Raw genomic sequence first — 23757 nt, 5'->3', positions numbered from 1 at the left:
GTTACTGCCCCACGTTGACACCCTCTTCTGCGAAGCCGGAGAAGGAACCCCTGCCGTTGGCTGCTGAGACCGAGACCTTCTCCGTCCGGCCCTATACCTCGCACTGCCAGGTCATCCGCGATGAAGGTGCCCACGCCGTCATCGGTATCTCCCCCGGCAATTCCTACTTCTCCCACCAACGCGTCACCGACCTTGCTGCGTGGGGGTTGCGCAACTTCGAGCAGGTCGACCTGATCTACACGGACCTGCACATCACTGAGATGTACGAGGCGCTGGGCTACGGCCTGCATGACGCTCATCGGAAGGCCGTCAAGAATCTCCGTGGCCTGCGCGCCAAGGTCACCAATGCCGTCGCCGCTCTCGATCTGGACCGCTCCCGGCTCCGCGGCAGGCCGTTGTCCGCGTTGCTCGACAACCCTGCCTATCAACAGATGCGCACGAGCCTGGACCATCTCCTGGCCACAGATCCGGCCTTCCTCGGCGTGTGCGACCGGCTGGTCGAGGCGTTCTTCACGAACAAGTTGCCGGACTGCGATCCACCCACCGCCCGGCAACGCGACGTCTGCCTCGCCTACATCTGCGCAGAGGCACCACTGTTCCTGGACACCCCGGCGATCCTCGGCGTGCCGTCATCGCTCAACTGCTACCACCAGCTTCTCCCGCTGGCAGAGCTGCTGTACGCGCGAGGACCGGGCCTGCGGGCCTCCCGTAACCAGGGGCACGCGATCATCACCCCCAGCCCGCAAGGAGACAGTCATGGCTGTTGACAGTGACAACCTGCTGCGTTTTCCCTTCGATGCCCGCGGGGACCGGCTGCCGGCCCAGGTCAACGGGCTGCTGCGTGACGCGCCGGTCGTCAAGGTGCGCACCATTGCAGGAGACGAAGCCTGGCTGGTGTCCTCGTACGAGCTGTGCAAGCAAGTGCTGGAAGACAAGCGGTTCAGTCTCAAGGACACCTCGGCGCCGGGCGCGCCACGCCAGTACGCGCTTACCATTCCGCCCGAGGTCGTCAACAACATGGGCAACATCACCGGGGCCGGGCTGCGCCGAGCTGTGATGAAGGCGCTCAATCCGAAGTCACCAGGGGTGGAGAGCTGGATGACCGCCCGCGCCCACGCGCTGGTGGACACGCTTCTTGCGGAAGGAGCGCCGGCCGACCTCCGCTCTGAGTTCACGGTGCCGTATTCGACCGGGCTGCACTGTCACATCCTCGGAATTCCGCAGTCGGACGCCGCACGTCTGTATCGCAGCCTGCACATCGCTTTCATGAACTCGGCCACGCCGATTGTTGCGGCCGAGTTGAACTGGAATCGCGATATCGCCTACATGATCGGCCGTCTGGACGACCCGGACACCGGCGGTCTGATGGCCGAGCTTGCCGCGCTGCGCGACGACCCCGACTACGCACACCTGACAGACGAGATGCTGGCCACCGTCGGCATCACCATGTTCGGCGCCGGAACGATCTCCACCATGGCGTTCCTGACCATGGCGCTCGTGTCCCTGATCCAGCGTCCCCACTTCAAGACGCAGCTGGTCAGTGAGCCCGCACTGATCCCCGCTGCCGTGGACGAACTGCTGCGCCTCAACCTCTCGATCGGGGACGGTCTGCCCCGCTTGGCCATGGACAACGTGCAGCTCGGAGACGTCGAGGTGAAGAAGGGCGAGCTCGTCCTGGTCCTGGTCGAGGGTGCTCACAACGACCCGTCCGTCTTCCCCGACCCGGATGCCGTGGTCCTGCACCGCCCCAACGCAGCCGCGCATCTGGCATTCGGCGGCGGCGACCATTACTGCCCGGCAACCGCGTTGGCCAAGCGACACGCACAGATTGCCCTCGAGGTGCTGCTCGACCGGATGCCGGGCCTCGGCCTGGCGGTGCCGATGGAGCAACTTGTCTGGCGCACCGGGTTCATGAAGCGCCTTCCCGAGCGGCTGCCTGTCATCTGGTGAAATCGAACCGCGGGCCCCAACGCGAGATCCTCCGGTATGGCCCTGGTGCGCCGGATGTGTCATGCGCTGGACAGCGTGCCGTGCAGCATCGGCTACCTGTGGTCGGCGTGGGACGCGAAGGACCAGACCTTCGCGGACAAGGTCATGCGCACGGTGGTCGTCAGGACCGGGTAAGCCGGCGCCGAGCCGGCCGCCGGTCGGCTCCTCAACCGCCCGAAGGCCCCCTCGCATCCGCGCGAGCGGGGCCTTCGCGCCGCTCGGCCGCGATACCGCGGCCCGCCCCGCGGGTATCCGGTCGGGCCTCGGATATCCGGGTGTCGACCTCAAGGGGCAGCGGGGCTCGCGTGCTGTTGGAGGGAGCCGTAAGTGGCGTGGGCGATCTCGTGTGCTCTGGTGGGCGCAATCGCTGTGCCGGGACGGGTTAAGGGGTTTCCGGCTGGGTGCACGCGTCCCCCCCCCCGCCTGGGGCCGTGCGGCTTTGGAGATCGGGCCGACCGCTAGGCCGCCGATCGCCGGGCCTTCCCCTTCCCCTTCCCCTTCCCCTTCCCCTTCCCCTTCCCCTTCCTTCGTCGCTGGATTACGTACTCGGCCGCGATCAGATTGAGGACGAGGGCGATCCAGGCCGTTCCGCTGGCTATGTCGTGGGCGGCGGCCAGTTGGTCGCCTGCGTAGCTGACCGGGTCGGTGAGCTGGGCGGCCGCGAGGTGTTCGAGCAGGGGCTGGATGAGGCGGGAGGTGATGGCGACGAGGGTGAGGGCGAAGTTGCGGATCATCCAGACGCGGTGGTCGGCGTAGCGGCGTTGGCGCGCGGTGCGGTAACCGGCGATGCCGGTGATGATCCAGAGGATGTCGAGAACGGCCAGGGCGAGTTCGTTGCTCATGCCCGTGGGCGCGAAGTAGACGACGGGGAGACCGACCAGGGCCGACGGGAAGACGCCGGCGAAGAAGTAGGCGCGGCCGGTCCGGCGGTGTGCGGCGGGGTGACGGCGGCGTAGCCAGGGCCAGAACTGGGCGACACCGGTGAGCACCGCGACGGTGGCAGTGGCGATATGTGCCAGGAGCAGCGCGTAGTGGAGCTGGCTGCGCGGCGGGACGCGGCTGGTGTGCAGGTCCGGGGGGACGTAGGCGCTCAGCGCCTGGGCGGTGACGAGGACGATCACCGCGGCCATGGGGATCAGCCACCAGGCACCGCGGCGGCGGCTCCGGAGGCGGGATGCGGCCGGTCCGGGCGCTCCGGGCGGTCCGGTGGGCGTGGTGGCGTGGGTGGCGGCGGGGGCTTCCGGGTGCGTCGCGGAGGTCATGGGCCCACTCTTGCGAGAGCGGCGCCGCGGGACACGGGGCCGGGACACCCGGTTGGGGGTGTACCCAGGCCCCGTAGGGGAGGGGGGAGGGCATCAGGCGGGGCGGCAGGCGGGGTGCCCGGTGCCGCGCGGGCCGCGCGTGGGTCCGTGCACCCCGCCGGTGTGGCCTCACATGGTGCGGTGGACCTTGGAGTTGGAGGCCTGGGCGCGCGGGCGGACAACGAGGAGGTCGATGTTGACGTGTGCGGGGCGGGTGATCGCCCAGGTGATGGTGTCGGCGACATCGTCCGCGCTGAGCGGCTCGGCCACGCCCTCGTAGACCTTGGCGGCCTTGGCGGTGTCGCCGCGGAAGCGGGTGGTGGCGAACTCCTCGGTCTTGACCATGCCGGGAGCGACCTCGATGACCCGTACGGGCTCGCCGCACAGCTCCAGCCGGAGCGTTTCGGCGATGACATGCGCGCCGTGCTTGGCGACGACATAGCCACCGCCACCCTCATAGGTGGCGTGGCCGGCCGTGGAGGACAGCACGACGACCGTGCCGTCTCCCGATGCCGTGAGGGCGGGCAGCAGCGCCTGGGTCATATGGAGCACGCCGAGCACATTGACCTCGTACATCGCGCGCCAGTCGGCCGGGTCGCCGGTGGCGACGGGCTCCGCGCCGAAGGCGCCGCCGGCGTTGTTGACCAGGACGTCACAGCGCTCCAGGGAGGCGGCGAAGGCGTCGACGGCGGCGCGGTCGGTGACATCGAGGGCGTAGGCCTCGGCGTGCGGCAGCTCGGCGGCGAGCTCCTCTATGCGGTCCTTGCGGCGGGCCGTCAGGACGACGCGGAATCCGGCCGCTGCCAGCTGCCGTGCGGTGGCGGCGCCGATGCCGCTGCTCGCTCCGGTGATGACGGCGGTACGGGTACCCGACGCGGCGGCGTCCGGGGTGCGGCCCTCGGCGGTGGGGGCGTCGGCGGTCATGCGGTCTCCTCGTGGCCGGGGTTGGGGCCGGTGCGGGGGCCGGGGTATGGCCCGGGTGAGTGCGCCCCGTGCTCCGCAAAGGCTTGGGGAGGGGGGGCAGGGCGGTAGACGGCGGGCGGGGAGTGGTGGGTGGTGAGGTGATCGAGGGTGAGGTGGTCGGGCGGTACCAGGGCGGTACCTGGCCAGGATATGCAGGCGCGGATCAGCGGCCCCGGGGGACGTACATGATCACCGCCATACCGGCCAGGCAGATGAGCGCGCCGATGACGTCCCAACGGTCGGGGCGATAGCCGTCCGCGACCATGCCCCAGGCCAGCGACCCGGCGACGAACACCCCGCCGTACGCCGCCAGAATGCGGCCGAACTCGGCGTTCGGCTGGAGCGTTGCCACAAAGCCGTACAGGCCCAGGGCGATCACCCCCGCGCCGATCCAGATCCAGCCCTTGTGTTCCCGGACGCCCTGCCAGACCAGCCAGGCACCGCCGATCTCGAAGAGCGCGGCGACGACGAACAGGGCGATGGAACGGGCGATCAGCATGAGGCCAGGCTAAGGAGCGGCACGCCGCGCGCGGGGCCGGCGTCGTCGGGGGCGCCGATGTCGGTGCCCTGTGAGAGTTTCGGGGGCATGCTCATCGAACGCGCCTACGTGGACCTCCCGGAGGGGAAGGGGACGGCCGCGGACGGCTGGCCCTGGACCGTGCCCTGTGTGCGGCAGCTGGTGGCGGAGGGGCTGACGTTCCGGGCCCCGGTGACCTTCCTCGTGGGAGAGAACGGCTCGGGGAAGTCGACCCTGGCGGAGGCGCTGACGGAGGCCTTCGGGCTGGATTCGTACGGCGGCTCGGCGGGCTACAAGTACGCCGGTCCGCGGGCGCCGTCGGAGCTGGGCGCGCTGCTGCGGTTCTCCCCCAAGCTCTTGAGGAGCAGGGGGACCCCCATCACCCGCGCCGGGCGGACGATGGTCCGGGGGCCGCGCACCCGCCGCCGCGGCTTCTTTCTCCGGGCCGAGACCGCGCTCGATGCGCTGAGCCGCGAGCGGCTGACGCAGGCTCCGGGCGAGATGAGCCATAGCGAGGGCTTTCTGCTGGCCTTTCGGGAGAAGTTCGCGCAGCCGGGGCTGTATGTGATGGATGAGCCGGAGGCGGCACTGTCGTTCTCCTCCTGTCTCCAACTGGTGGGCCTGATGGATGAGTTGGCTGCGATGGGTGCGCAGGTCATCTGTGCCACGCACTCGCCGGTGCTGACGGCGCTGCCCGGCGCCGAGATCGTCGAGGTCGGTGAGCACGGCATGCGGGCCGCCGACTGGGCGGAGCTGGGCCTCGTCGATCACTGGCGCCGGTATCTGACCGACCCGCGGGCCTATCTACGGCATGTGCTCGCCTGACATGCCCTCGCCCGGCAGGCGCACTCCATGGCCTATGAGGTGACCGCGACGTGGTCGGCCGGACCGGCCTGGCCCGTCTCGGCGGGGGCTATCGCCCCGCCCGTCCACTGGAGGAGTGCGCTGCGGAGCGCGGCGGCGCGCTCGGCCGGTGCGGTGGCGTCGGTGGCCCAGGCGACGTAGCCGTCGGGGCGGACGAGCAGGGCCGTACGGCGGTCGCTCGCCCAGGAGGCCTCGGCGACCCGGTCGGCGTCGGGGCGGACCGTGCCGGTTTCGTCGGCCGGGGTGATGAGGACGAACGTGCCCCGGCGGAGGAGTTCGTACAGGCGGCTGCCGTCGGCCAGACGGACATCGGGGGCGCGACGACCGGCGAGGGGGTGGGCGCCGCGCGCGGCCGGATAGCTGATGTCGATGCCGGAGAGGCCGCGGACCGCCCGGCGGGACAGCGGACGGAGGTGGTTGACGAGCCGGGCCACCAGGGCGCGGGCGGCGAACGCCGGCGCGGTGTGCACCAGCCCGAGCCGGAGGATTGCGCCACTGGTGCGCAGCACCTGCTTGCCGACCGGATGGCGCTCGCTCTGATAGCTGTCCAGCAAGCTGCTGGGGGCGTGGCCGTGCAGCACCGCCGCCAGCTTCCAGCTGAGGTTGGCGGCGTCCTGCAGGCCGGTGTTCATGCCCTGGCCGCCGGCCGGGGAGTGGACATGCGCGGCGTCCCCGGCGAGGAAGACGCGGCCCACGCGGTAGTCGGGGGCCTGACGTTCGTCACTGTGGAAGCGGGAGACCCAGCGGGCGTCATGCATGCCGTAGTCGCTGCCGAAGGCGCGCCGCACGCACTCGCGGACCTCGTTGAAGTCGGCGGGCGCGTCCTCGGCGGCCCGGCGGTGGCGGTCCCAGCCGATGACCCGGTACCAGCCGTCGCCGAACGAGGCGATCAGCGCGAAGGCGTCCCGGGTGGAGTTGGCGACGAAGGGGGAGGCGGGCTCCTGCGCCAGCCGGACATCGGCGAGGACCAGCGAGCGGACGGCCGACCGGCCGGGGAAGGGCAGGCCGAGGGTCTCGCGGATGGTGCTGCGCACGCCATCCGTACCGACGAGATAGGCGGCGCGGGCTTGGTCGGTGCCCTGGGCGTCGCGGACGCGGACCGTCACTCCGTCGGCGTCCTGGACAAGGCCGAGCACCTCGCTGTCGTAGCGGAAGGTGACCCCGGCCTCGCGGGCCCGCCGCGCAAGCAGTCGTTCCACCTCGAACTGCGGGGTGACCAGCACAAAGGGGAAGCGGGACGGGATGAGCGCGGGGTCGAGGCTCGCGTCGCCGAAGAGCCGGAGGCGGTTGAGCCGATGGCCGCCGGCGATCAGCTCGTCGGCTATTCCCCGGGCGTCCAGCTGCTCCAGGGTGCGGGCGTGCACGATCAGCGCGCGGGTGAGATTGCTGAGCGCCTCGGGGCGGCGCTCCAGGAGCGTGACACGCAGCCCGGCCTCGGCGAGGTCGCCGGCGAGCAGCAGTCCGGTCGGGCCGGCGCCGACGACGATGACGTCGCTGCCCGGGGTCTCGGTCTCGGGGGTCGTCGTCGAGTCGGTGGTGCTGGGCTTGCGGTTCGTCGCCGCCATGGCCGCCTCCAGTGCCAACAGTGCCAACAGATTCAAGAGAGCCAAGAGTGCCAACAGGTGTTGGTCAACGCTTGTTGGCAAGAGTAAATCGCCCGCGAGTGGCATGTCAACAGCTGTTGGCCTACATTTGTTGGCATGGCTGACCACACACCCGCCACCAGTTCCTCCGGCACCGCCGCCGACAGCCCTCCCCCCACCCCTGACCTGGCCCTGGGTGCACCCCCCGTCGCCGCCGAGGCCCCCAATGCAGGCCTCCACGCCCGCCCCCGCCGCTCCGACGCGACCCGCGCCGCGATCCTCGCCGCCGCCCGTGACCGCTTCGCCGCCGACGGCTACGAGCGCGCCACGATCCGCGCCATCGCCCGCGACGCGGGCATCGATCCGTCGATGGTGATGCGCTACTACGGCAACAAGGAGGGCCTCTTCGCGGCCGCCTCGGAGATCGACCTGCGCATCCCCGACCTCACCCAGGTGCCGCGCGAGGAGATCGGCGCCCGGCTCGTCCGCCACTTCATCGAGCGCTGGGAGGGCGACGAGACGCTGACCGGCATGATGCGCGTCGGCGTCACCAATGCCGCCGGCGCGGAGCGGATGCGGGGGATCTTCGCCGACCAGATCAGACCGGTGCTCGACGCCGTCTGCCCGGCGCCCGAGGAGGCGTCGACCCGCGCCGCGCTGATCGAATCGCAGATCCTGGGCATGGCGCTGTGCCGCTATGTCCTGCACATGCCACCCGCCGTCGCGCTCGGCCGCGACGAGATCGTGGCCTGGCTGGGCCCCACCGTCCAGCGCTACCTGACGGCCGATCGCCCGTGAGGAAGCCCGCCGCCACGCGCGCCGTCCCGGCCCGCGGCTCAGCGCCCGTATGCCGTCGGGGACACCCCCACGGTCGCCGTGACATCGCGGATCAGATGCGCCTGATCGCTGTAGCCCAACTCGGCCGCGACCGCGGCCCAGTCCGCCTCCGCCCCGGAGGCGGCACGTTCCAGGGCCTCATGGACGCGATGGCGCAGCAGCACCCACTTGGGGCTGACCCCGACATACCCGGCGAACAGCCGCTGCAGCGCCCGTACGGACATTCCCTCGTCCCGTGCGAACTCCGCAACCCGCCGGATCGTACGGTCCCGGCGGATCCGGTCGGCCAGGCGCACGGCGAGCTCGGCCTGCTCCAGGACCCGCGGCCCGCCCCGTAGCAGCGGGGTCAGAAAGGCATCGAGCGCCGCCACCCGGGCGTCCTCGTCCGCCGGCTCCAGCACACCGTGCGCGACCGCGCACCCATCGGGCCGGAAGGCGTCCCCCTCGTCCCCCTCGGGCCGGACCGCGTCCCACCCGGCGCGGCCCACGCTCCCCTCGGTACGGTCCGCCCGGCAACCGGGACGCTCCCCACTGCCGAACACCGCATCGAGCGGCAGCCGCCGCCCCGTCCAGTCCGTGACCGGCCGCCCCGGCGCGAACGGCCGGAAGCCGCCTGGCCGGAACTGCACCCCGCACACCCGCCCCCGCCCCACCAGCTTCTGCGAGAACAGCTCCAGCCCGACACCCGCGACCTCGCCGAATCCGCGCCGGTCCGCGTACCGCTGGAAGACGACGTTCACGGACGGGTGCGGGACGACATGCGTGGCGTACGGCTCGGCCAGATCCCAGTCGATCAGCCAGTAGTGCTCCACATACGGGCGCAGCGGTGCGGCGGGGAGGCGGCGGCGGAACCGTACCTGGGTGAGGAGCCCCCGGGCGTCGACGATGCCCCGGGTATCGCGCCGTGGAGCGGTCATGTCCACGAGCCTACGGCGGGTCGTCGCGCTCACGAAGGCGCCGGCTGTCGCGTTTTTTCAAGCCACCGGCGAGGGGCTCCCATAGCGTCGGGCACATGACACAAGAACCCATCGGTGAACTGCTCGACGCGGCCGCCGGGGCCGCGCTCCCCGTCCTGCGCGGCGTGCGCGACGATCAGCTGGACCGGCCGACGCCGTGCGCGGAATACGACGTACGGGATCTGCTCAACCACCTCTTCCACGTGATCGTCGAGTTCCAGGCGCTGGCCGCCAAGAAGGACGCCGACTTCAGCCGTACGCCCGACCGGATCGGCGAGTACGGGGCGCAGTGGCCGGACCGCTTCGCCGAGGAGGCGGCGCGGCTGGCCGAGGCCTGGGCGGCGCCCGGCGCGGAGGACGGGCTGAGCGGCGGGATGAAGCTGCCGGCCCGGACCGTCGGCGCGATGGTGCTGCTGGATCTGACGGTGCACGGCTGGGACGTGGCGCAGGCGACGGGCCAGGCGTATGCGCCGGCCGCCGGTTGCGTGGCCGAGCTGCGCTCGCTGGTCGCCCAGATGGCCCCGACGGCCCGGGAGATGAACGTCTTCGGCGCGCCGGTCCCCGCACCGCCGGGCGCGTCCGACCTCGAGACGCTGCTGGCGGAGACGGGCCGCGACCCCCACTGGACGGCCGGCTGAGGAGCGTCAGCGCGATGCCGACGGATCCTCGGCGGGAGCCGGCCGGCCCGTAGGACTCGTAGCAGGAGCCGACCGGCCCGTGGACGACGCCGCACGCTCCGCCACCCGGTCCAGATGCCCGTCGAACACCCGCCGCGCGTCCGGCGTCAGCGTCCGCAGCGCCACCATCGCCGTCACGATCACGTCGCAGAGTTCGCTCTGTACGTCGTCCCAGGTGTGGCTGTGGCCCTTGCGCGGGTTCTGGCCGGTGGCCCCTATGACGGCCTGTGCGACCTCGCCCGCCTCCTCCGAGAGCTTGAGGATCCGCAGCAGCCGCACCTGTTCGGGCGGTAGCACATTCTCCCGGTCGAGCCAGCGCACCAGCTCGTCGACGACCTCCCACACGGCCGGCCCTGCCGCCGCGCCCTCGGTGCAGGGCTCGGAATCGGGTACGGGGTCGGGCACGGCATCGGGCACGACATCGGAGTCGCCGTGAGACACGGCGTCAAGAACGGGACCGGGCAAGGGATCAGACAAGGAGTCAGACAAGGAGTCAGGCAAGGGGTCAGGCAGGGCATCAGGTGCGGCATCAGGCATGGCCCGATTGTGCCCGTGCCCCGCCCGCCTCCTGCCTAGGGTGTGGACCACACCGGGAGTACGGGAGGCCGTCATGCATCAGCCGCCGCCAGTGCAGCAGCCGACGCCCGAGGAACTGATCGACTTCTATGGGCTGGTCCCGCTGCCCCGCGAGGGCGGGCGGTTCCGGCGTACCTGGGCCGGGCCCGAGCGGGCGGACGGGCGGCCGGAAGGGTCGGCGATCGTCATGCTGCTGACCGCCGAACCCGATGACTTCTGCGCGCTGCACCGGTTGCCGACCGATGAGATCTGGCACTTCTACCGGGGCGATCCGCTGAGCCTGTTGCTGCTGTCCGCGGACGGCACCGCCCGTACGGTCGTCCTCGGCCCGGACATCCTGGGCGGCCAGCACGTCCAGTTCACTGTCCCGGCCGGTACGTGGATGGCCGCGGCGGTCGCCGAGGGCGGGTCCTGGGCGCTCTTCGGCTGCACCATGGCGCCGGGGTTCACCTTCGAGGACTACGAGCAGGGGGACGCCGCCGAACTGGCGGCGCGGTTCCCCCGGGAGGCGGCGCGGATCGTGGCGCTGAGCCGGTCATGACAGGGTCGACGTCCCCCTCTGGGGCCCACAACGCGGGCGGTGGGGCGGCCACTCCCGCAGGGCCCACCGGGGCCGGAAGTACGCCCGAACGTGCTAACGACACGCCCGGCCACCAGGGCAGCGGCCACCGGCCAGGTGGCGGCCCCCGCCATACCGACCGACTCGACCACCCCGACCGACTCGACCACCCCGACTACGCGGACCACGAAGCCGGGCCGAGCCACTCCGACCACCCCGACCACGCCACTCGGCCGAGCCACCCCGACCACCACCCCGCCCCCGCCGACCACCCCGACCACGCCACCCGGACGGCCCGCCGCGACCACCCCGCCCGGACGGGCCTCCCCGACCTCAGCGGCCAAGTCGCCCTGGTCACCGGCGCGGGCGGCACCATCGGCCGCGGGGTCGCGCTGCGGTTCGCCGCGGCGGGCGCCGCCGTGGTGGCGCATTACCGTACGGCTGCCGGTGCCGCGCGGGAGCTGGTCCGGCAGATCGAGGCGGACGGCGGGGACGCCGTGGCGCTGGCGGCCGATCTGACCGTCGAAGAGGAGTGCCACCGGCTCGTGTCGGAGGCGGCCGCCTGGCGCGGCCGGCTGACCGCGCTGGTGAACAACGCGGGGGTGCAGCCGACCCAGGAGCTGGCGGGCATGTCGCTCGCCGACTGGCGGGCGGTGGCGGATCCGAACGTCCACAGCGTCTTCGCGTGCACGCAGGCCGCGGCGGGCGTGATGCGGGCGGCCGGCGGGGGATCGGTGACCCATATCGCCTCCATCGAGGCGGACCGTCCCGCGCCGCTGCATGCCCACTACAGCGCGGCCAAGGCGGCGGTGGTGATGCATGCGCGGTCGGCGGCGCTGGAGTACGGCGCGTACGGCATCCGCGTCAACAGCGTCTCACCAGGGCTGATCGCGCGTCCCGGCCTGGAGGACGACTGGCCGGAGGGGGTGCGGCGCTGGCAAGCGGCGGCGCCCGCCGGACGGTTGGGGCGGCCCGAGGACGTGGGCGATGCCTGTGTCTTTCTCGCCTCCCCGATGGCCTCCTGGATCACCGGTCACAATCTCGTCGTGGACGGCGGGGTCTCGGCACGTCCTACGTGGTGAGGCGCTGACGGGCCGCCGCGCCCTCCGCGGGCCCGCATCCACCACGGCCCACGCCGCCCCAACCGCCCCACGCCACACATCGTTCCTGCCGCCCCAACCGTCCTGACCGCTCCTCACGACGCCGCCGCAACGCGAAGCCGTCGCACCACCGGCAGGCAGGCATCTGCGAGGGCATCGCACCTGGTCATGAGCCCTATATCGGTAGTAGCCGCAGGGGAGTTGCGGTGCCACGATGAGGTGTATGGAGGGACGTCCGCACCACCACCATCACCACCATCCGCATCACCTTCATGACCATCATCGACCCGACGGCCGTCCTCGCAAGCCTGGCAGGACACGCCGGTCAGCCGGACCAGCGAGGTCGGTCACCCCGGCGCTCCCGGTCATCTCGGCGCTACGTCACCGGGCCGCGCACCTGCTTAAGCCGCACAGCCACCAGGCGGCGGACAAGCTCGACCCCGCGATGGAGGCCTCCGGTGAGGGGATGCGCACGCTGTGGATCTCGCTGGCCGTCCTGGGGCTGACCGCCGCGGTGCAGGCCATGGTCGTCGTCTGGTCAGGGTCGGTGGCGCTGCTGGGTGACACCGTCCACAACGCCGCCGACGCGCTGACCGCCGTGCCCCTGGGCATCGCCTTCGTGCTGGGCCGGCGGGCGGCCGACCGGCGCTACACCTACGGCTACGGGCGGGGTGAGGATCTGGCCGGTATCGCCATCGTGCTGACGGTCGCCGCGTCGGCGGTGGTGGCCGCTTGGGAGGCCGTCGACCGGTTGCTGAACCCCAGGGACGTCTCCCACCTGGGGGCGGTGGCGCTTGCCGCGGTGGTCGGGTGCGTCGGCAATGAGTGGGTGGCCCGCTACCGGATCCGTACCGGCCGGAAGATCGGTTCGGCGGCGCTGGTCGCCGACGGACTGCACGCCCGGGCCGACGGCTTCACCTCGCTCGCCGTGCTGCTGGGCGCGGGCGGCGCGGCGCTCGGCTGGCGTGCGGCCGACCCCGTGGTCGGCCTGCTGATCACCGGCGCGATCGTGCTGGTGCTGCGGGACACGGCGCGGGAGGTCTGCCGACGGCTGATGGACGCCGTCGATCCGGAGCTCGTCGAGCGGGCCGAATCCGCGCTGCGCGGTGTGCCGGGGGTGCGGGACATCGGGCCGGTGCGGATGCGGTGGATCGGCCATACGCTCCGGGCCGAGGCGGACATCGTGGTCGACCCGCGGCTGTCGGTGGTGGCGGCGCACGAGCTGGCGGTGGCGGCCGAGCACGCCCTGATCCATGCGGTGCCGCGGCTGACCGGGGCCACCGTCCATACGGACCCCGCCCCCGCCCTCCTCGACGGCGCCGCCGATCCGCATGCCGCGCTGGCGCATCACCACCAGCGCACCGACGCTCACCGCCACGATCACCCTCAGCGGCACGCCGCCGTCTGACCTCTGGCGTGCCGCGCACCGGCACGCCGCCAGGGGCGGCGGGACCCGGGCGGCGGGACCAGGCCGCCGGATCGGCCCGCGCCGAACCCTCGCGGCGGTGTGGTCAGGGCCACACCAGGCAGTACGCCTGATGCCCCGCCTCGTGCAGCCGGTGGCTGAAGTCCTGCCACTCGTGCAGCAGCTGGTAGACGGTGTAGGCGTCGCGCGGGCCGCCGCGGTCGGGGACGGTGGACCAGATGAAGGCGGCCGCGCCGACCGATTCCTCGCCGACGCCGCGCAGCGGGTCGACGACGGTCATGGGGAGCTTGACGACGGCGTAGTCCGGGTGGAGGACCACCAGCTCGAGCGGGGGAACCTTATGGAGGGGTATGCCCTCTATACCGGTGAGGACCATGGCCGCCATCGTCTCCGGCTTGATCTTGGTGAACATGCCGCCCATGCCGAGTTCGTCGCCGCCGAGTTCCTCGGGGCGCATCGAGATCGGGACCCGGGCCGCGGTCGCGCCGTTGGGCGCACCGAAGTATTTGTATGTCACCCCCATGCGGCCGCCCCTGTGTTCCCCGCCCGTGATGCCCTCGACGTCCTCGCGCCGGTGACGGCCGCGCTGGGCGCGCTCGGGACCCCGGTCATTGGTCCCCTCACCCAGTTCGCCACCGCGATGCATATCTCCACCCGACCACTCGCAGCCCAAGCCGCGCAACCCGATCATCGTCACAGAGACCTCCCCCGTAACCGGCATGTGAAACGCCCGGCCACGCGCCCCTGTATGCCTCTGAGACCATTGCTTGCGTGACTTACTCGTCCGTCGCCCCAGTTTTGCAGACGCACGGGGGCTAACGCCCGGTCGAGAGCGAGAGGAATCAAAAAAGGGACCGAGATGGAACCGCGCGGCGCCTCAAGGTGTCCGCGAGGGGATTCCCGCACCGTTGTCAGCCGGGCCGTGTCCGTGTGCCGCAGCCCTCCCTCCGTTTATGCAGGTCAGGATCACAGTGTCTTTTCCGTATGAAGCCCCTGTTTCGCAGTCGCTGTTCGACCGGGCGTCCGTGGTGACCCCGGGCGGCGTCAATTCCCCGGTGCGGGCGTTCCGCGCCGTGGGCGGTACGCCCCGGTTCATGGTGTCCGGTACGGGTCCGTACCTCACCGACGCCGATGGGCGGGAGTATGTCGATCTGGTGTGTTCCTGGGGGCCGATGATCCTCGGCCACTCGCACCCGGAGGTGATCGCCGCCGTCCAGGAGGCGGTCGCACGCGGTACGTCGTTCGGCACGCCCGGCGCGGGCGAGGTCGAGCTGGCCGAGGAGATCGTGGCCCGTATCGAGCCGGTCGAGCAGGTGCGGCTGGTCTCGTCCGGCACCGAGGCGACGATGTCGGCGATCCGGCTGGCGCGCGGGTTCACCGGCCGGTCGAAGGTGGTCAAGTTCGCGGGCTGCTACCACGGGCATGTCGATGCGCTGCTCGCCGCGGCCGGTTCGGGAGTGGCGACCTTCGCGCTGCCCGACACGCCCGGGGTGACCGGCGCGCAGGCCGGCGACACGATCGTGCTGCCGTACAACGACATCGAGGCGGTCCGGGCCGCGTTCGCCGCGCACGAGGGCGAGATCGCGTGCGTCATCACGGAGGCGTCGCCGGGGAACATGGGCGTGGTGCCGCCGCTGCCCGGCTTCAACGAGGGGCTCAAGGACCTCTGCTCCGCCAACGGCGCGCTCTACATCTCCGATGAGGTCATGACCGGCTTCCGGGTCAGCAAGGCCGGCTGGTACGGGATCGACGGCGTCCGTCCGGACCTGATGACCTTCGGGAAGGTCATGGGCGGCGGCTTCCCGGCGGCGGCGTTCGGCGGGCGCGCCGACGTCATGGCGCACCTCGCGCCGGCCGGGCCGGTCTATCAGGCGGGCACCCTGTCCGGGAACCCGATCGCCACCGCCGCGGGCGTCGCGCAGCTGCGGCTGCTGGACGATGCGGCGTACGAGAAGGTCGACGCGGTCTCCGCCGAGCTGCGGACGCTGGTCGACGAGGCGCTCACCAAGGCGGGCGTGGCGCACCGGCTCCAGGTGGCGGGCAACATGTTCTCGGTCTTCTTCACCGACCGGGACGTGACGGACTACGAGACGGCGAAGACGCAGGAGTCGTTCCGGTTCACCGCCTTCTTCCAGTCGATGCTGGCGCAGGGCGTCTACCTCCCGCCGTCCGCCTTCGAGTCGTGGTTCGTCTCGACCACGCACGATGCGGCGGCCCTCGAGCGGATCGCCGCCGCGCTGCCGTCCGCGGCGCGGGCCGCCGCCGAGGCGACCGCGTGAGCGCGACGGACCGGAAGGCGGCGGACCGGAAGATGGGTGACGGGGACATGAGCGGCGACGACATCACCGTGGTGCATGTGATGCGGCACGGCGAGGTGCACAACCCGGAGGGCGTTCTCTATGGGCGCCGCCCCGGCTACCACCTCTCCGACCTGGGCCGGAAGATGGCCGACCGGGTCGCGGAGCATCTGGCGGGGCGGGACATCACCCATGTCGTCGCCTCTCCGCTGGAGCGTGCGCAGGAGACCGCGCTGCCGATCGCGAGCGCCCACGGTCTGGATCTGGCCACCGACGAGCGGCTGATCGAGGCGGGCAATGTCTTCGAGGGGAAGACCTTCGGGGTCGGCGACGGCGCGCTGAAGAAGCCGGGGAACTGGAAGTACCTGACGAATCCGTTCCGGCCGTCGTGGGGCGAGCCGTACATCGAGCAGGTCGTACGGATGATGGCGGCGCTCGGTGCGGCGCGGGACGCGGCGCGCGGGCACGAGGCGGTGGCGGTCAGCCATCAGCTGCCGATCTGGATCGTGCGCAGCTTCGCCGAGCGGCGGCGGCTGTGGCACGACCCGCGGCGGCGGCAGTGCACGCTCGCCTCGCTGACGTCGTTCACCTTCCACGGCGACAAGATCATCTCGGTCGGTTACAGCGAGCCGGCGCGCGATCTGGTTCCCTCCCATCTTCTGGCGGGCGCCAAACCCGTCAAGGGAAAGTCCAAGGCTTTCGGGGCCTGATCCTGCCTCAATTGGCGGAATGTCAAAAGCCGGGAAAACAAGAGATGTAAGCGCATAAATCAGAATCCCATCCTTCGACATGCCCTCTACTCGGTTGTCCGTTTATATGGACTTTGAGTACGGCGAGTACGGATGGGGTCACGGTATGCGAGCAATCAGTCGGCGGGACCTGCTGGGCATGGGAGTTGGGGCGGCGGCTGCCTTCGGCATAGCAAGCTGCTCCTCGTCCGGTTCGGGCGAGGAGGCGGACAAGCAACGGGTGCGGAACTCGGTGCAGGCCCGCTCAAAGCTCATCGGTGACGGCTCGACGGCCAATTCCGGCGCGCAGCCCCATCAGCCGGGGCGCCCCGAAAGGCTGGAGCCCGGTCAGACCCCGCCGCAGTTCGTGGTGTTCTCCTGGGACGGCGCGGGGGAGGTCGGCAACGGCCTCTTCCCGCGCTTCCTCAAGCTCGCCAAGGACCACGGCGCGGCCATGACGTTCTTCCTTTCCGGGCTCTATCTCCTCCCGGAATCCCAGCGCCACCGTTACGAACCGCCGAACAACCGCCGCGGCGCCTCCGACATCGGCTATCTCGCCGATGACCACATCAAGCAGACGCTGAAGTACGTACGCGAGGCCTGGCTGGACGGCCATGAGGTCGGCACCCACTTCAACGGCCACTTCTGCTCCGGCTCCGGCACCGTGAAGCACTGGACGCCCCGGCAATGGCAGTCCGAGATCGACCAGGCGATGGATTTCGTCACCAAGTGGCGTACGCATACGGGTTTCACGGACATAGAACCGCTGCCGTTCGACTACCGCGAGGAATTGGTCGGCGGCCGCACCCCCTGCCTGCTCGGTCAGGAAAACCTCCTGCCGGCCATCAAGGACCTCGGCTGGCGCTATGACGCCAGCTCGCCCGGCGGCCTCCAGATGTGGCCCAGGAAGAAGTCCGGCATCTGGGACTTCCCGCTCCAGCAGATTCCCCTCCCGGGTCACCCCTTCGAGGTCCTCTCGATGGACTACAACATGCTCGCCAATCAGTCGCGGAACTCCACCAAGGCCCCGCCGGCGAACTACCCCGGATGGCGGCAGCAGGCCACCGACGCCTATATCGCCGGGTTCAACCGGGCCTACGAGACCAACCGCGCGCCGTTCTTCATCGGCAACCACTTCGAGCACTGGAACGGCGGCATCTACATGGACGCCGTCGAGGAAGCGCTCAAGCGCATCGCCGACGACAGGAACCGGGATGTGCATCTCGTGTCCTTCCGGCAGTTCACCGACTGGATCGACGCCCAGGACCCGGACGTGCTGGCCAAGCTCCAGCGGATGGGCGTCGGCGAGCGGCCGGCCGGTGGCTGGAACGCGTACCTCTCGGCGGCCTGAGTCCCCTCGGCCGACCGGGTCCGTACCTCCCGACATGCCCCGTGGCGCCGGGCGGCGCCGGGCGGCGCCGTGCGAGGGGGGTGCGGAAGATCCGGAATCGGCCCATGCGAAACTTTTCACATGAGTGCCTGCCGTCCACGCCGCACCAGTCGCCGCCGTATCGCCCTGTTCGCCGCGGGGGCCGCGGCGGCATCGCTCGCGCTGAGTGCCTGCGCCGAGGGCACGTCCGGCGGCTCCGCCCAGACCCGGTTCGTGCAGGGCAAGAACGGCATCGCCACGGTGCCGAAGGCCGACCGGCAACCGGCGCCCGATCTGTCCGGGAAGACCACCGCCGGCAAGGCGCTGGACGTCGCCGGCTACAAGGGCAAGGTCGTCGTCCTCAACGTCTGGGGATCCTGGTGCGGCCCGTGCATCGCGGAGGCGCCGAACTTCGCGAAGGTCGCGGACGAGACCAAGGCCAAGGGCGTGCAGTTCGTCGGGATCAACACCCGTGACGCGGAAGTGGTGCAGGCCGTCAACTTCGAGGAACAGCACAAGATGCCGTACCCGAGCCTGTACGACCCCAAGGGCAAACTGCTGCTGCGCTTCCCCCCGGGCAGCCTGAACCCGCAGTCGGTCCCCTCGACCATCGTCATCGACCGGCACGGCAAGATCGCCGCCCGCTCGCTCGGTCCGCTCACCAAGGGCGATCTGCGCAAGTTGATCGACCCGCTGATTGCCGAGAAGTGACCCCGTGATCGAGCTCGCCGCCAAGGCCGCGGAGGACCCGGTCGTCTCCGGAACCCTGCTCGCCGCCGCCCCCATCGCACTGTTCGCCGGCCTCGTCTCCTTCTTCTCCCCCTGCGTGCTGCCGCTGGTCCCCGGCTATATGTCGTATGTGACCGGCGTCACCGGCACCGACCTCGGCGAAGCCAAACGCGGCCGGATGCTGGCCGGCGCCTCGCTGTTCGTCCTCGGCTTCACCGCCGTCTTCGTCTCCGGCGGCGCGCTCTTCGGATACTTCGGCAAAACCCTTCAGGAATACCGGGGCACCATCTCGCAGGTCCTCGGGGTGCTGATGATCCTGCTCGGCCTCGCGTTCGCGGGCGTCCTCAAGCGCTTCGGCCAGCGCGAGCTGCGCTTCCACAAGAAGCCCACCATGGGGCTGGTCGGCGCGCCGGTGCTCGGGGTGCTCTTCGGCGTCGGCTGGACGCCGTGCATGGGCCCCACCCTCGCCACCGTCAGCGCCCTGGCGTTCAGCGATGCGAGTGCCGGGCGGGGCGCCCTGCTCACCGTCGCCTACTGTCTGGGCCTGGGCCTGCCGTTCATCGCCCTGGCACTGGCCTTCCGCCGGGTGCTCGGTGCGTTCGGCTGGGTCAAGCGGCACTACCTGTGGGTGATGCGGGCCGGCGGCGGCATGATGATCGTGCTCGGCGTCCTCCTCGTCACCGGCGCCTGGGACGGCCTGATGTCCCAGCTCCAGGGCTGGACGAACAGCTTCAATGTTGGGATCTGATTGATGGCCACGAAGACCGGCAGCCCCCGCGAGCCGGACACCGGCGCACCGGCCGCCCCCGACGCGGGCGGCGATCTCGGCGCCGCCGGATCCCAGCTCTCCACGGCGCCCAAGGAAGACATCAGCTTCCCCTCGCTCGGCCCCCTCGGCTGGGCGCGCTGGTTCTGGCGGCAGCTGACCTCCATGCGGGTGGCGCTGCTGCTGCTCTTCCTGCTCTCCATCGGCGCCATTCCCGGCTCGCTGATTCCGCAGATCAGCATCGACCCGGTCAAGGTCGAGCAGTTCAAGACCGAGCACGACACCCTCGGCGCGATCTACGACAAGCTGGGGATGTTCCACGTCTACAGCTCGGTGTGGTTCTCGGCGATCTATCTGCTGCTGTTCATCTCGCTGATCGGCTGCATCATCCCGCGCACCTGGCAGTTCGTCGGCCAGCTCAGCGGCCGCCCGCCGGCCGCCCCCCGCCGGCTGACCCGGCTGCCCGCGTACACGACCTGGCGCACGGATGCCGAGCCCGAGGCGGTCCTCGGGGCGGCGCAGCGGATGCTGAAGAAGCGCCGGTTCCGCGCGCACCGGACCGGCACCGCGGTCGCCGCCGAGAAGGGCTATCTGCGGGAGGTCGGCAACCTCGTCTTCCACATCGCGCTGATCGTGATGCTGGTGGCATTCGCCGTGGGCAGCCTGTGGAAGTCCGAGGGCGGCAAGCTGATCACCGAGGGCGACGGCTTCGCCAACAGCCTCGTCCAGTACGACGACTTCAAGTCCGGCCCGTTCTTCGACACCGACACCATGGAGCCCTTCGGCTTCACGCTGAAGAAGTTCGAGGCGACCTATGAGCGGACCGGGCCGCAGAAGGGCACCCCGCGGATCTTCCGCGCGGACATCAGCTACTTCAGCGGCGCGGACGGCAAGGAGCACCGGACCGCGATCGAGGTGAACACCCCGCTCGACATCGCGGGCAGCAAGGTCTATCTGCTCTCGCACGGCTACTCGCCGGTGGTCTCCGTCAAGGACGGCCGCGGCAAGGTCGTCTACCACGGCGCGGTGCCCTTCCTCCCGCAGGACCCAAAGAACTTCACCTCGACCGGTGTGGTCAAGGTGCCGGGCGCGCAGACCAAGGACGGCAAGCGCAATCAGCTCGGCTTCAACGGGCTGTTCGTACCGACGTTCGGCGGCAAGAACTCCGGGTCGATGTTCTCGCAGTTCCCGGCGCTGGACTTCCCCGTACTGGCGGTCAACGCCTGGCACGGCGATCTGGGCGTCGACTCCGGTCTGTCGCAGAACGTCTACCAGCTCGACACCAAGCGGATGAAGCAGTACAAGGACGCCAAGGGCAACATCTTCAAGAAGATGCTGATGCCCAAGGACCGTCTGGCCAAGCAGTCGAAGCAGCACGCCGGCATCAAGGGCGGCCTGACGAAGAAGGACGTCGAGGCCGACAGCACGATGCAGCTGCCGGGCGGCCAGGGCTCCATCACCTTCGAGGGCGTCAAGAGCTGGGCCAGCTTCAAGATCACCCACCAGTCCGGCAACGGCCTCGCGCTGACCGGCGCGGTGTGCGCGCTGCTGGGCCTGGCCGGATCGCTGTTCATCCAGCGGCGCCGGGTGTGGATCCGGGCCGAGCGGGGGGCCGACGGGGTCACCGTCGTCGAGATGGCGGGCCTGGGCCGCAGCGAGTCGCCCCGGCTTCCGGAGGAGCTCGGCGATCTCGCCGTGGCGCTGGGGCCCGACGCGCCGCTCGCCCCCGACGCCGGGCCGGAGTCCGGTACGGAACCCACGGCCGAGGCGCCCGACCAAGACCCGACGGAGCCCACCGACTCTGCCGATCCTGCTGATCCCTCCGAAGGAGCGCGCGCGTGAACCTCGCTGCCGCAGCCAACGAGACACTGGCTCACAACAGCAATCTGCTGGTGTATTCGGCGATGGCCGTCTACACCCTCGCCTTCCTCGCCCACATGGCCGAGTGGGTGTTCGGCAGCCGCAGCAAGGTCGGCCGCACCGCCGCGGCCCTCACCGCCGAGGCCAAGGCGCCCGCGAGCGTCTCCGTCGCGGCGGCGCAGAAGGGCGGCGGCACCGCCGTACTGGAGCGCCCGAAGATCATCACCAAGGCCGCGGCCGGCAGCCGTGACGTCCCCGACGGGCCCGGCGCCCACGGCGGCACCGAAAAGGGCGACCTCTACGGCCGGATCGCGATCTCGCTGACCGTCCTGGCCTGGGCGCTGCACGTGGGCGGCGTCATCACCCGCGCCCTGTCCGTACAGCGCGCCCCCTGGGGCAACATGTACGAGTTCTCCACCACGTTCGCGGCCGTCGCGGTCTTCTTCTACCTGCTCCTTCTCGTGCTGAAGAAGAACGTCCGCTGGATCGGCCTGCCCCTGGTCACCACCGTCCTGCTCGACCTCGGGCTGGCCGTCTCGGTGCTCTACACCGCCAGCGACCAGCTGGTGCCCGCGCTGCACTCGTACTGGCTGTGGATCCACGTCAGCTGCGCGATCATCTCCGGCGCGGCGCTCTACCTGGGCGCGGTCGCCACGCTGCTCTTCCTCTTCCGCGACCGCTACGAGGCCAAGCTCGCCGACCCGGCGCTCAAGCAGCCCGGCGCGTTCGCCGCCTCCGTCCTGGAGCGGCTGCCCTCGGCGGCCTCGCTGGACAAGTTCGCCTACCGCGTCAACGCCACCGTCTTCCCGCTGTGGACGTTCACCATCATCGCGGGCGCCATCTGGGCCGAGGCCGCCTGGGGCCGCTACTGGGGCTGGGACCCCAAGGAGGTCTGGTCCTTCATCACCTGGGTCGCCTACGCCTGCTATCTGCACGCCCGCGCCACGGCCGGCTGGAAGGGCCGCAAGGCCGCCGTGCTGGGCCTGATCGCGTTCACCTGCTACCTGTTCAACTACTACGGCGTGAACATCTTCGTCACCGGCCTGCACTCCTACGCCGGAGTCTGAGCGCCCGACCGGTCACACCGGTCACACCCTGGTGCCGTACGGAACCGGGCTCGCCCTGAGCCCGGACCCGTACGGCACCGTCGTCGGGGCGGGCCCGTTCAGCGCCGCCTGCGCCGCCCGCGCTCCTGGTGGGGCAGCTGCTGGCCCGCCCCCGGCAGCGTCGGCTTCGGCAGATGCGCCACCTCCCACTGCGCGTCGGCCAGCTGGTCGGCGGTGTCGTCCGGCAGCCGCGGCGGGCGCCGCGCCGCATTCCGGAAGCCGAACGCGGAGGTCAGATCGCCGAACGCGGAGCGCCGCCAGTCGCTGATGTTGGGCTCCTGGACGCCGGTGAAGCGCTCCAGGAACTGCAGCACCGAGGTGTGGTCGAAGGCATCGCCCGCGGCCCAGCCGCCGACCGTCCAGGGAGAGACGATCAGGCACGGGACGCGGAAGCCGCCGCCGATCGGCAGGCCCTGGACGAACTCGTCCTTCGTTCCGGCGGGCGGCACCGGCGGCGGCACATGGTCGAACAGACCGTCGTTCTCGTCGTAATTCAGGATGAAGACGGTCTTGCGCCACACCGCCGGGTTCGACGCGATGGCCTCGATCTTCTTCGCCACGTAGTCGGCGCCGGCGGCCGGCAGATAGTCCGGGTGCTCCGACTGGTCGCTGGTGGGGATCAGCCACGAGACGGCCGGCAGCCGGTCATTGCGGGCGTCGTCCTCGAAGGTCCCGGCCGGCTGCGGCCGCATCCCGCGCTCGTACAGCGGCTCGCCCGGCTTGGCGTCCCGGAACGTCTGGAACTGCTCCAGCAGATTGCAGCCGTAGTCGTCCTCCTCCTGGTACACCTTCCAGCTGATGCCGGCCGCCTCCAGCCGCTCCGCGTACGTCGTCCAGCGGTACGGCTTGGGCGCGGTGTTGTTGAGGACCGGGCCGCCCCGGGTACCGCCGGGGTCGATGGTGCCGGTCATCCAGTAGAGGCGGTTGGGCCAGGTGGGGCCGAGGACCGAGCAGAAGTAGTTGTCGCAGAGGGTGAACGCCTCGGCGAGGGCGAACTGGAAGGGGATGTCCTCGCGGGTGTGGTAGCCCATCACATAGGGACCGTTGATCCCGTCGGCCTTACGGTGCGCGGGCAGCCAGCGGTCCATCTTTCCGGCGTTCCACGCCTCGTGCTGGACCGACCAGGCGTGACTGGTGGACGGGATGGCCTGCGCGCTGGAGGTGTGGGTGTTGAGGCGGAACGGCAGCAGATAGCCGTCCGGGTTCTCCGCGTCCGGCTGGTGGAAGACGGACCGGCCGCCGGGCAGGGTGAGGGCGTCCGGGTCGGCGAAGCCGCGGACGCCGCGCAGGGTGCCGAAGTAGTGGTCGAACGACCGGTTCTCCTGCATGAGCATGACGACATGCTCGATGTCCTGGAGCGAGCCGTGACGTGGGGGTCCGGCGGCGACGGCCTTTTGGACGCTGGGCGGCAGCAGCGACAGCGCGGCTCCGCCACCGATCGCGCCGGCGGCGGAGCCGAGGAGTCTGCGTCGGGTCATGTCGGGCATATGTGCCACTCTCCCTGAGTCGCGTGCGGCCTCGGGGGGCCGACCCGACTGTGGCGGCGGCCCGGAT

The 23757-nt window shown here is 70.8% G+C and carries 24 protein-coding genes; 16 read left to right on the top strand and 8 right to left on the bottom strand.

Going from position 1 to position 23757, the window contains the following annotated elements; all coding sequences use genetic code 11:
- The first annotated feature begins 56 nt into the window (after nucleotides 1–56).
- Genes ACIRPT_RS12175 through ACIRPT_RS12165 form a run of 3 tightly spaced genes read left to right on the top strand, consistent with a single transcriptional unit; the run spans nucleotide 57 to nucleotide 2124 of the window.
- On the top strand, nucleotides 57–767 hold the full coding sequence (locus tag ACIRPT_RS12175) for a tRNA-dependent cyclodipeptide synthase (protein ID WP_403825740.1): 711 nt from the start codon (nucleotides 57–59) through the stop codon (nucleotides 765–767).
- Complete coding sequence (locus tag ACIRPT_RS12170) at nucleotides 757–1950, top strand: cytochrome P450 (protein WP_403825737.1); 1194 nt, start codon at nucleotides 757–759, stop codon at nucleotides 1948–1950. The genes ACIRPT_RS12175 and ACIRPT_RS12170 overlap by 11 nt, the downstream gene beginning before the upstream one ends.
- A gap of 36 nt (nucleotides 1951–1986) precedes the next feature.
- Nucleotides 1987–2124 carry a hypothetical protein gene (locus tag ACIRPT_RS12165; protein ID WP_403825734.1) on the top strand — a complete coding sequence of 46 codons (138 nt, stop codon included), beginning with the start codon at nucleotides 1987–1989 and terminating at the stop codon, nucleotides 2122–2124.
- A gap of 323 nt (nucleotides 2125–2447) precedes the next feature.
- Here the strand turns inward: ACIRPT_RS12165 and ACIRPT_RS12160 are convergent, their stop codons facing one another.
- From ACIRPT_RS12160 to ACIRPT_RS12150, 3 genes are all read right to left on the bottom strand, one after another.
- Entirely contained in the window at nucleotides 2448–3251 is an 804-nt protein-coding gene (locus tag ACIRPT_RS12160) for a DUF2306 domain-containing protein (RefSeq protein ID WP_403825731.1), read from the bottom strand.
- A 168-nt stretch (nucleotides 3252–3419) separates the two neighbouring features.
- Complete coding sequence (locus ACIRPT_RS12155; RefSeq protein WP_403825728.1) at nucleotides 3420–4214, bottom strand: SDR family NAD(P)-dependent oxidoreductase; 795 nt, start codon at nucleotides 4212–4214, stop codon at nucleotides 3420–3422.
- Between the two features lie 202 nt (nucleotides 4215–4416).
- Nucleotides 4417–4752, bottom strand: coding sequence for a YnfA family protein (locus ACIRPT_RS12150; protein ID WP_403505963.1), 336 nt, complete (start codon nucleotides 4750–4752; stop codon nucleotides 4417–4419).
- A gap of 87 nt (nucleotides 4753–4839) precedes the next feature.
- Here ACIRPT_RS12150 and ACIRPT_RS12145 point away from each other — a divergent pair, with 87 nt between their 5' ends.
- On the top strand, nucleotides 4840–5595 hold the full coding sequence (locus tag ACIRPT_RS12145) for an AAA family ATPase (RefSeq protein ID WP_403825725.1): 756 nt from the start codon (nucleotides 4840–4842) through the stop codon (nucleotides 5593–5595).
- Between the two features lie 32 nt (nucleotides 5596–5627).
- Here the strand turns inward: ACIRPT_RS12145 and ACIRPT_RS12140 are convergent, their stop codons facing one another.
- On the bottom strand, nucleotides 5628–7199 hold the full coding sequence (locus ACIRPT_RS12140) for an FAD-dependent oxidoreductase (RefSeq protein WP_403825919.1): 1572 nt from the start codon (nucleotides 7197–7199) through the stop codon (nucleotides 5628–5630).
- Nucleotides 7200–7334: 135 nt separating this feature from the next.
- Here ACIRPT_RS12140 and ACIRPT_RS12135 point away from each other — a divergent pair, with 135 nt between their 5' ends.
- Nucleotides 7335–8015 (top strand): TetR family transcriptional regulator, encoded by a 681-nt coding sequence (locus tag ACIRPT_RS12135; protein ID WP_403825722.1) that lies wholly within the window; start codon nucleotides 7335–7337, stop codon nucleotides 8013–8015.
- 38 nt (nucleotides 8016–8053) lie between these two features.
- On the opposite strand, the gene ACIRPT_RS12130 is transcribed toward ACIRPT_RS12135, so the two are convergent.
- Entirely contained in the window at nucleotides 8054–8971 is a 918-nt protein-coding gene (locus ACIRPT_RS12130; RefSeq protein WP_403825719.1) for a DUF6597 domain-containing transcriptional factor, read from the bottom strand.
- A 95-nt stretch (nucleotides 8972–9066) separates the two neighbouring features.
- On the opposite strand from ACIRPT_RS12130, the gene ACIRPT_RS12125 reads away from it, so the two are divergent.
- On the top strand, nucleotides 9067–9648 hold the full coding sequence (locus ACIRPT_RS12125; protein ID WP_403825716.1) for a TIGR03086 family metal-binding protein: 582 nt from the start codon (nucleotides 9067–9069) through the stop codon (nucleotides 9646–9648).
- A gap of 6 nt (nucleotides 9649–9654) precedes the next feature.
- Here ACIRPT_RS12125 and ACIRPT_RS12120 read toward each other — a convergent pair whose 3' ends face one another.
- On the bottom strand, nucleotides 9655–10128 hold the full coding sequence (locus tag ACIRPT_RS12120) for a MazG-like family protein (RefSeq protein ID WP_403825713.1): 474 nt from the start codon (nucleotides 10126–10128) through the stop codon (nucleotides 9655–9657).
- A gap of 169 nt (nucleotides 10129–10297) precedes the next feature.
- Here ACIRPT_RS12120 and ACIRPT_RS12115 point away from each other — a divergent pair, with 169 nt between their 5' ends.
- From ACIRPT_RS12115 to ACIRPT_RS12105, 3 genes are all read left to right on the top strand, one after another.
- Complete coding sequence (locus tag ACIRPT_RS12115) at nucleotides 10298–10804, top strand: cupin domain-containing protein (RefSeq protein ID WP_403825710.1); 507 nt, start codon at nucleotides 10298–10300, stop codon at nucleotides 10802–10804.
- Nucleotides 10805–11172: 368 nt separating this feature from the next.
- Nucleotides 11173–11904 (top strand): SDR family NAD(P)-dependent oxidoreductase, encoded by a 732-nt coding sequence (locus ACIRPT_RS12110; RefSeq protein WP_403825916.1) that lies wholly within the window; start codon nucleotides 11173–11175, stop codon nucleotides 11902–11904.
- A gap of 241 nt (nucleotides 11905–12145) precedes the next feature.
- Nucleotides 12146–13330 (top strand): cation diffusion facilitator family transporter, encoded by a 1185-nt coding sequence (locus tag ACIRPT_RS12105; protein WP_403825707.1) that lies wholly within the window; start codon nucleotides 12146–12148, stop codon nucleotides 13328–13330.
- Between the two features lie 103 nt (nucleotides 13331–13433).
- On the opposite strand, the gene ACIRPT_RS12100 is transcribed toward ACIRPT_RS12105, so the two are convergent.
- A complete protein-coding gene (locus ACIRPT_RS12100; protein ID WP_403506051.1) occupies nucleotides 13434–13994 on the bottom strand; it encodes a hypothetical protein in 561 nt (186 codons plus the stop codon).
- Nucleotides 13995–14319: 325 nt separating this feature from the next.
- Between ACIRPT_RS12100 and hemL the strand changes: the two genes are divergently transcribed.
- The 7 genes from hemL to ccsB all read left to right on the top strand — a co-directional run bounded on the left by hemL (nucleotide 14320) and on the right by ccsB (nucleotide 22164).
- Complete coding sequence (gene hemL / locus ACIRPT_RS12095; protein ID WP_403825704.1) at nucleotides 14320–15627, top strand: glutamate-1-semialdehyde 2,1-aminomutase; 1308 nt, start codon at nucleotides 14320–14322, stop codon at nucleotides 15625–15627.
- 47 nt (nucleotides 15628–15674) lie between these two features.
- Entirely contained in the window at nucleotides 15675–16355 is a 681-nt protein-coding gene (locus tag ACIRPT_RS12090) for a histidine phosphatase family protein (RefSeq protein ID WP_403506048.1), read from the top strand.
- A gap of 145 nt (nucleotides 16356–16500) precedes the next feature.
- Nucleotides 16501–17724: a hypothetical protein gene (locus tag ACIRPT_RS12085; protein WP_403825701.1), complete on the top strand. Its 1224-nt coding sequence runs from the start codon at nucleotides 16501–16503 to the stop codon at nucleotides 17722–17724.
- 120 nt (nucleotides 17725–17844) lie between these two features.
- Entirely contained in the window at nucleotides 17845–18453 is a 609-nt protein-coding gene (locus tag ACIRPT_RS12080; protein WP_403825698.1) for a TlpA family protein disulfide reductase, read from the top strand.
- A 4-nt stretch (nucleotides 18454–18457) separates the two neighbouring features.
- Nucleotides 18458–19219 (top strand): cytochrome c biogenesis CcdA family protein, encoded by a 762-nt coding sequence (locus ACIRPT_RS12075; RefSeq protein ID WP_403825695.1) that lies wholly within the window; start codon nucleotides 18458–18460, stop codon nucleotides 19217–19219.
- A gap of 3 nt (nucleotides 19220–19222) precedes the next feature.
- Nucleotides 19223–21079, top strand: coding sequence for a cytochrome c biogenesis protein ResB (locus tag ACIRPT_RS12070; RefSeq protein WP_403825692.1), 1857 nt, complete (start codon nucleotides 19223–19225; stop codon nucleotides 21077–21079).
- Nucleotides 21076–22164 (top strand): c-type cytochrome biogenesis protein CcsB, encoded by a 1089-nt coding sequence (ccsB, locus tag ACIRPT_RS12065; RefSeq protein ID WP_403825689.1) that lies wholly within the window; start codon nucleotides 21076–21078, stop codon nucleotides 22162–22164. Before ACIRPT_RS12070 ends, ccsB begins: the two co-directional genes overlap by 4 nt.
- 98 nt (nucleotides 22165–22262) lie before the next feature.
- On the opposite strand, the gene ACIRPT_RS12060 is transcribed toward ccsB, so the two are convergent.
- Complete coding sequence (locus tag ACIRPT_RS12060) at nucleotides 22263–23690, bottom strand: alkaline phosphatase family protein (protein ID WP_403505926.1); 1428 nt, start codon at nucleotides 23688–23690, stop codon at nucleotides 22263–22265.
- Nucleotides 23691–23757 lie beyond the last annotated feature (67 nt).

The organism is Streptomyces sp. NPDC101227, from assembly GCF_044767545.1.
Taxonomy (GTDB): Bacteria; Actinomycetota; Actinomycetes; order Streptomycetales; family Streptomycetaceae; genus Streptomyces.
This window is presented reverse-complemented; position numbering and strand designations above follow the sequence as displayed.

Coding starts and splice junctions, on each gene's coding strand:
- ACIRPT_RS12170 (WP_403825737.1), top strand. CDS start 757: ATGGCTGTTGACAGTGACAACCTGCTGCGTTTTCCCTTCGATGCCCGC.
- ACIRPT_RS12165 (WP_403825734.1), top strand. CDS start 1,987: ATGGCCCTGGTGCGCCGGATGTGTCATGCGCTGGACAGCGTGCCGTGC.
- ACIRPT_RS12160 (WP_403825731.1), bottom strand. CDS start 3,251: ATGACCTCCGCGACGCACCCGGAAGCCCCCGCCGCCACCCACGCCACC.
- ACIRPT_RS12155 (WP_403825728.1), bottom strand. CDS start 4,214: ATGACCGCCGACGCCCCCACCGCCGAGGGCCGCACCCCGGACGCCGCC.
- ACIRPT_RS12150 (WP_403505963.1), bottom strand. CDS start 4,752: ATGCTGATCGCCCGTTCCATCGCCCTGTTCGTCGTCGCCGCGCTCTTC.
- ACIRPT_RS12145 (WP_403825725.1), top strand. CDS start 4,840: ATGCTCATCGAACGCGCCTACGTGGACCTCCCGGAGGGGAAGGGGACG.
- ACIRPT_RS12140 (WP_403825919.1), bottom strand. CDS start 7,199: ATGGCGGCGACGAACCGCAAGCCCAGCACCACCGACTCGACGACGACC.
- ACIRPT_RS12135 (WP_403825722.1), top strand. CDS start 7,335: ATGGCTGACCACACACCCGCCACCAGTTCCTCCGGCACCGCCGCCGAC.
- ACIRPT_RS12130 (WP_403825719.1), bottom strand. CDS start 8,971: ATGACCGCTCCACGGCGCGATACCCGGGGCATCGTCGACGCCCGGGGG.
- ACIRPT_RS12125 (WP_403825716.1), top strand. CDS start 9,067: ATGACACAAGAACCCATCGGTGAACTGCTCGACGCGGCCGCCGGGGCC.
- ACIRPT_RS12115 (WP_403825710.1), top strand. CDS start 10,298: ATGCATCAGCCGCCGCCAGTGCAGCAGCCGACGCCCGAGGAACTGATC.
- ACIRPT_RS12105 (WP_403825707.1), top strand. CDS start 12,146: ATGGAGGGACGTCCGCACCACCACCATCACCACCATCCGCATCACCTT.
- ACIRPT_RS12100 (WP_403506051.1), bottom strand. CDS start 13,994: ATGCATCGCGGTGGCGAACTGGGTGAGGGGACCAATGACCGGGGTCCC.
- ACIRPT_RS12090 (WP_403506048.1), top strand. CDS start 15,675: ATGAGCGGCGACGACATCACCGTGGTGCATGTGATGCGGCACGGCGAG.
- ACIRPT_RS12085 (WP_403825701.1), top strand. CDS start 16,501: ATGCGAGCAATCAGTCGGCGGGACCTGCTGGGCATGGGAGTTGGGGCG.
- ACIRPT_RS12080 (WP_403825698.1), top strand. CDS start 17,845: ATGAGTGCCTGCCGTCCACGCCGCACCAGTCGCCGCCGTATCGCCCTG.
- ACIRPT_RS12070 (WP_403825692.1), top strand. CDS start 19,223: ATGGCCACGAAGACCGGCAGCCCCCGCGAGCCGGACACCGGCGCACCG.
- ACIRPT_RS12060 (WP_403505926.1), bottom strand. CDS start 23,690: ATGCCCGACATGACCCGACGCAGACTCCTCGGCTCCGCCGCCGGCGCG.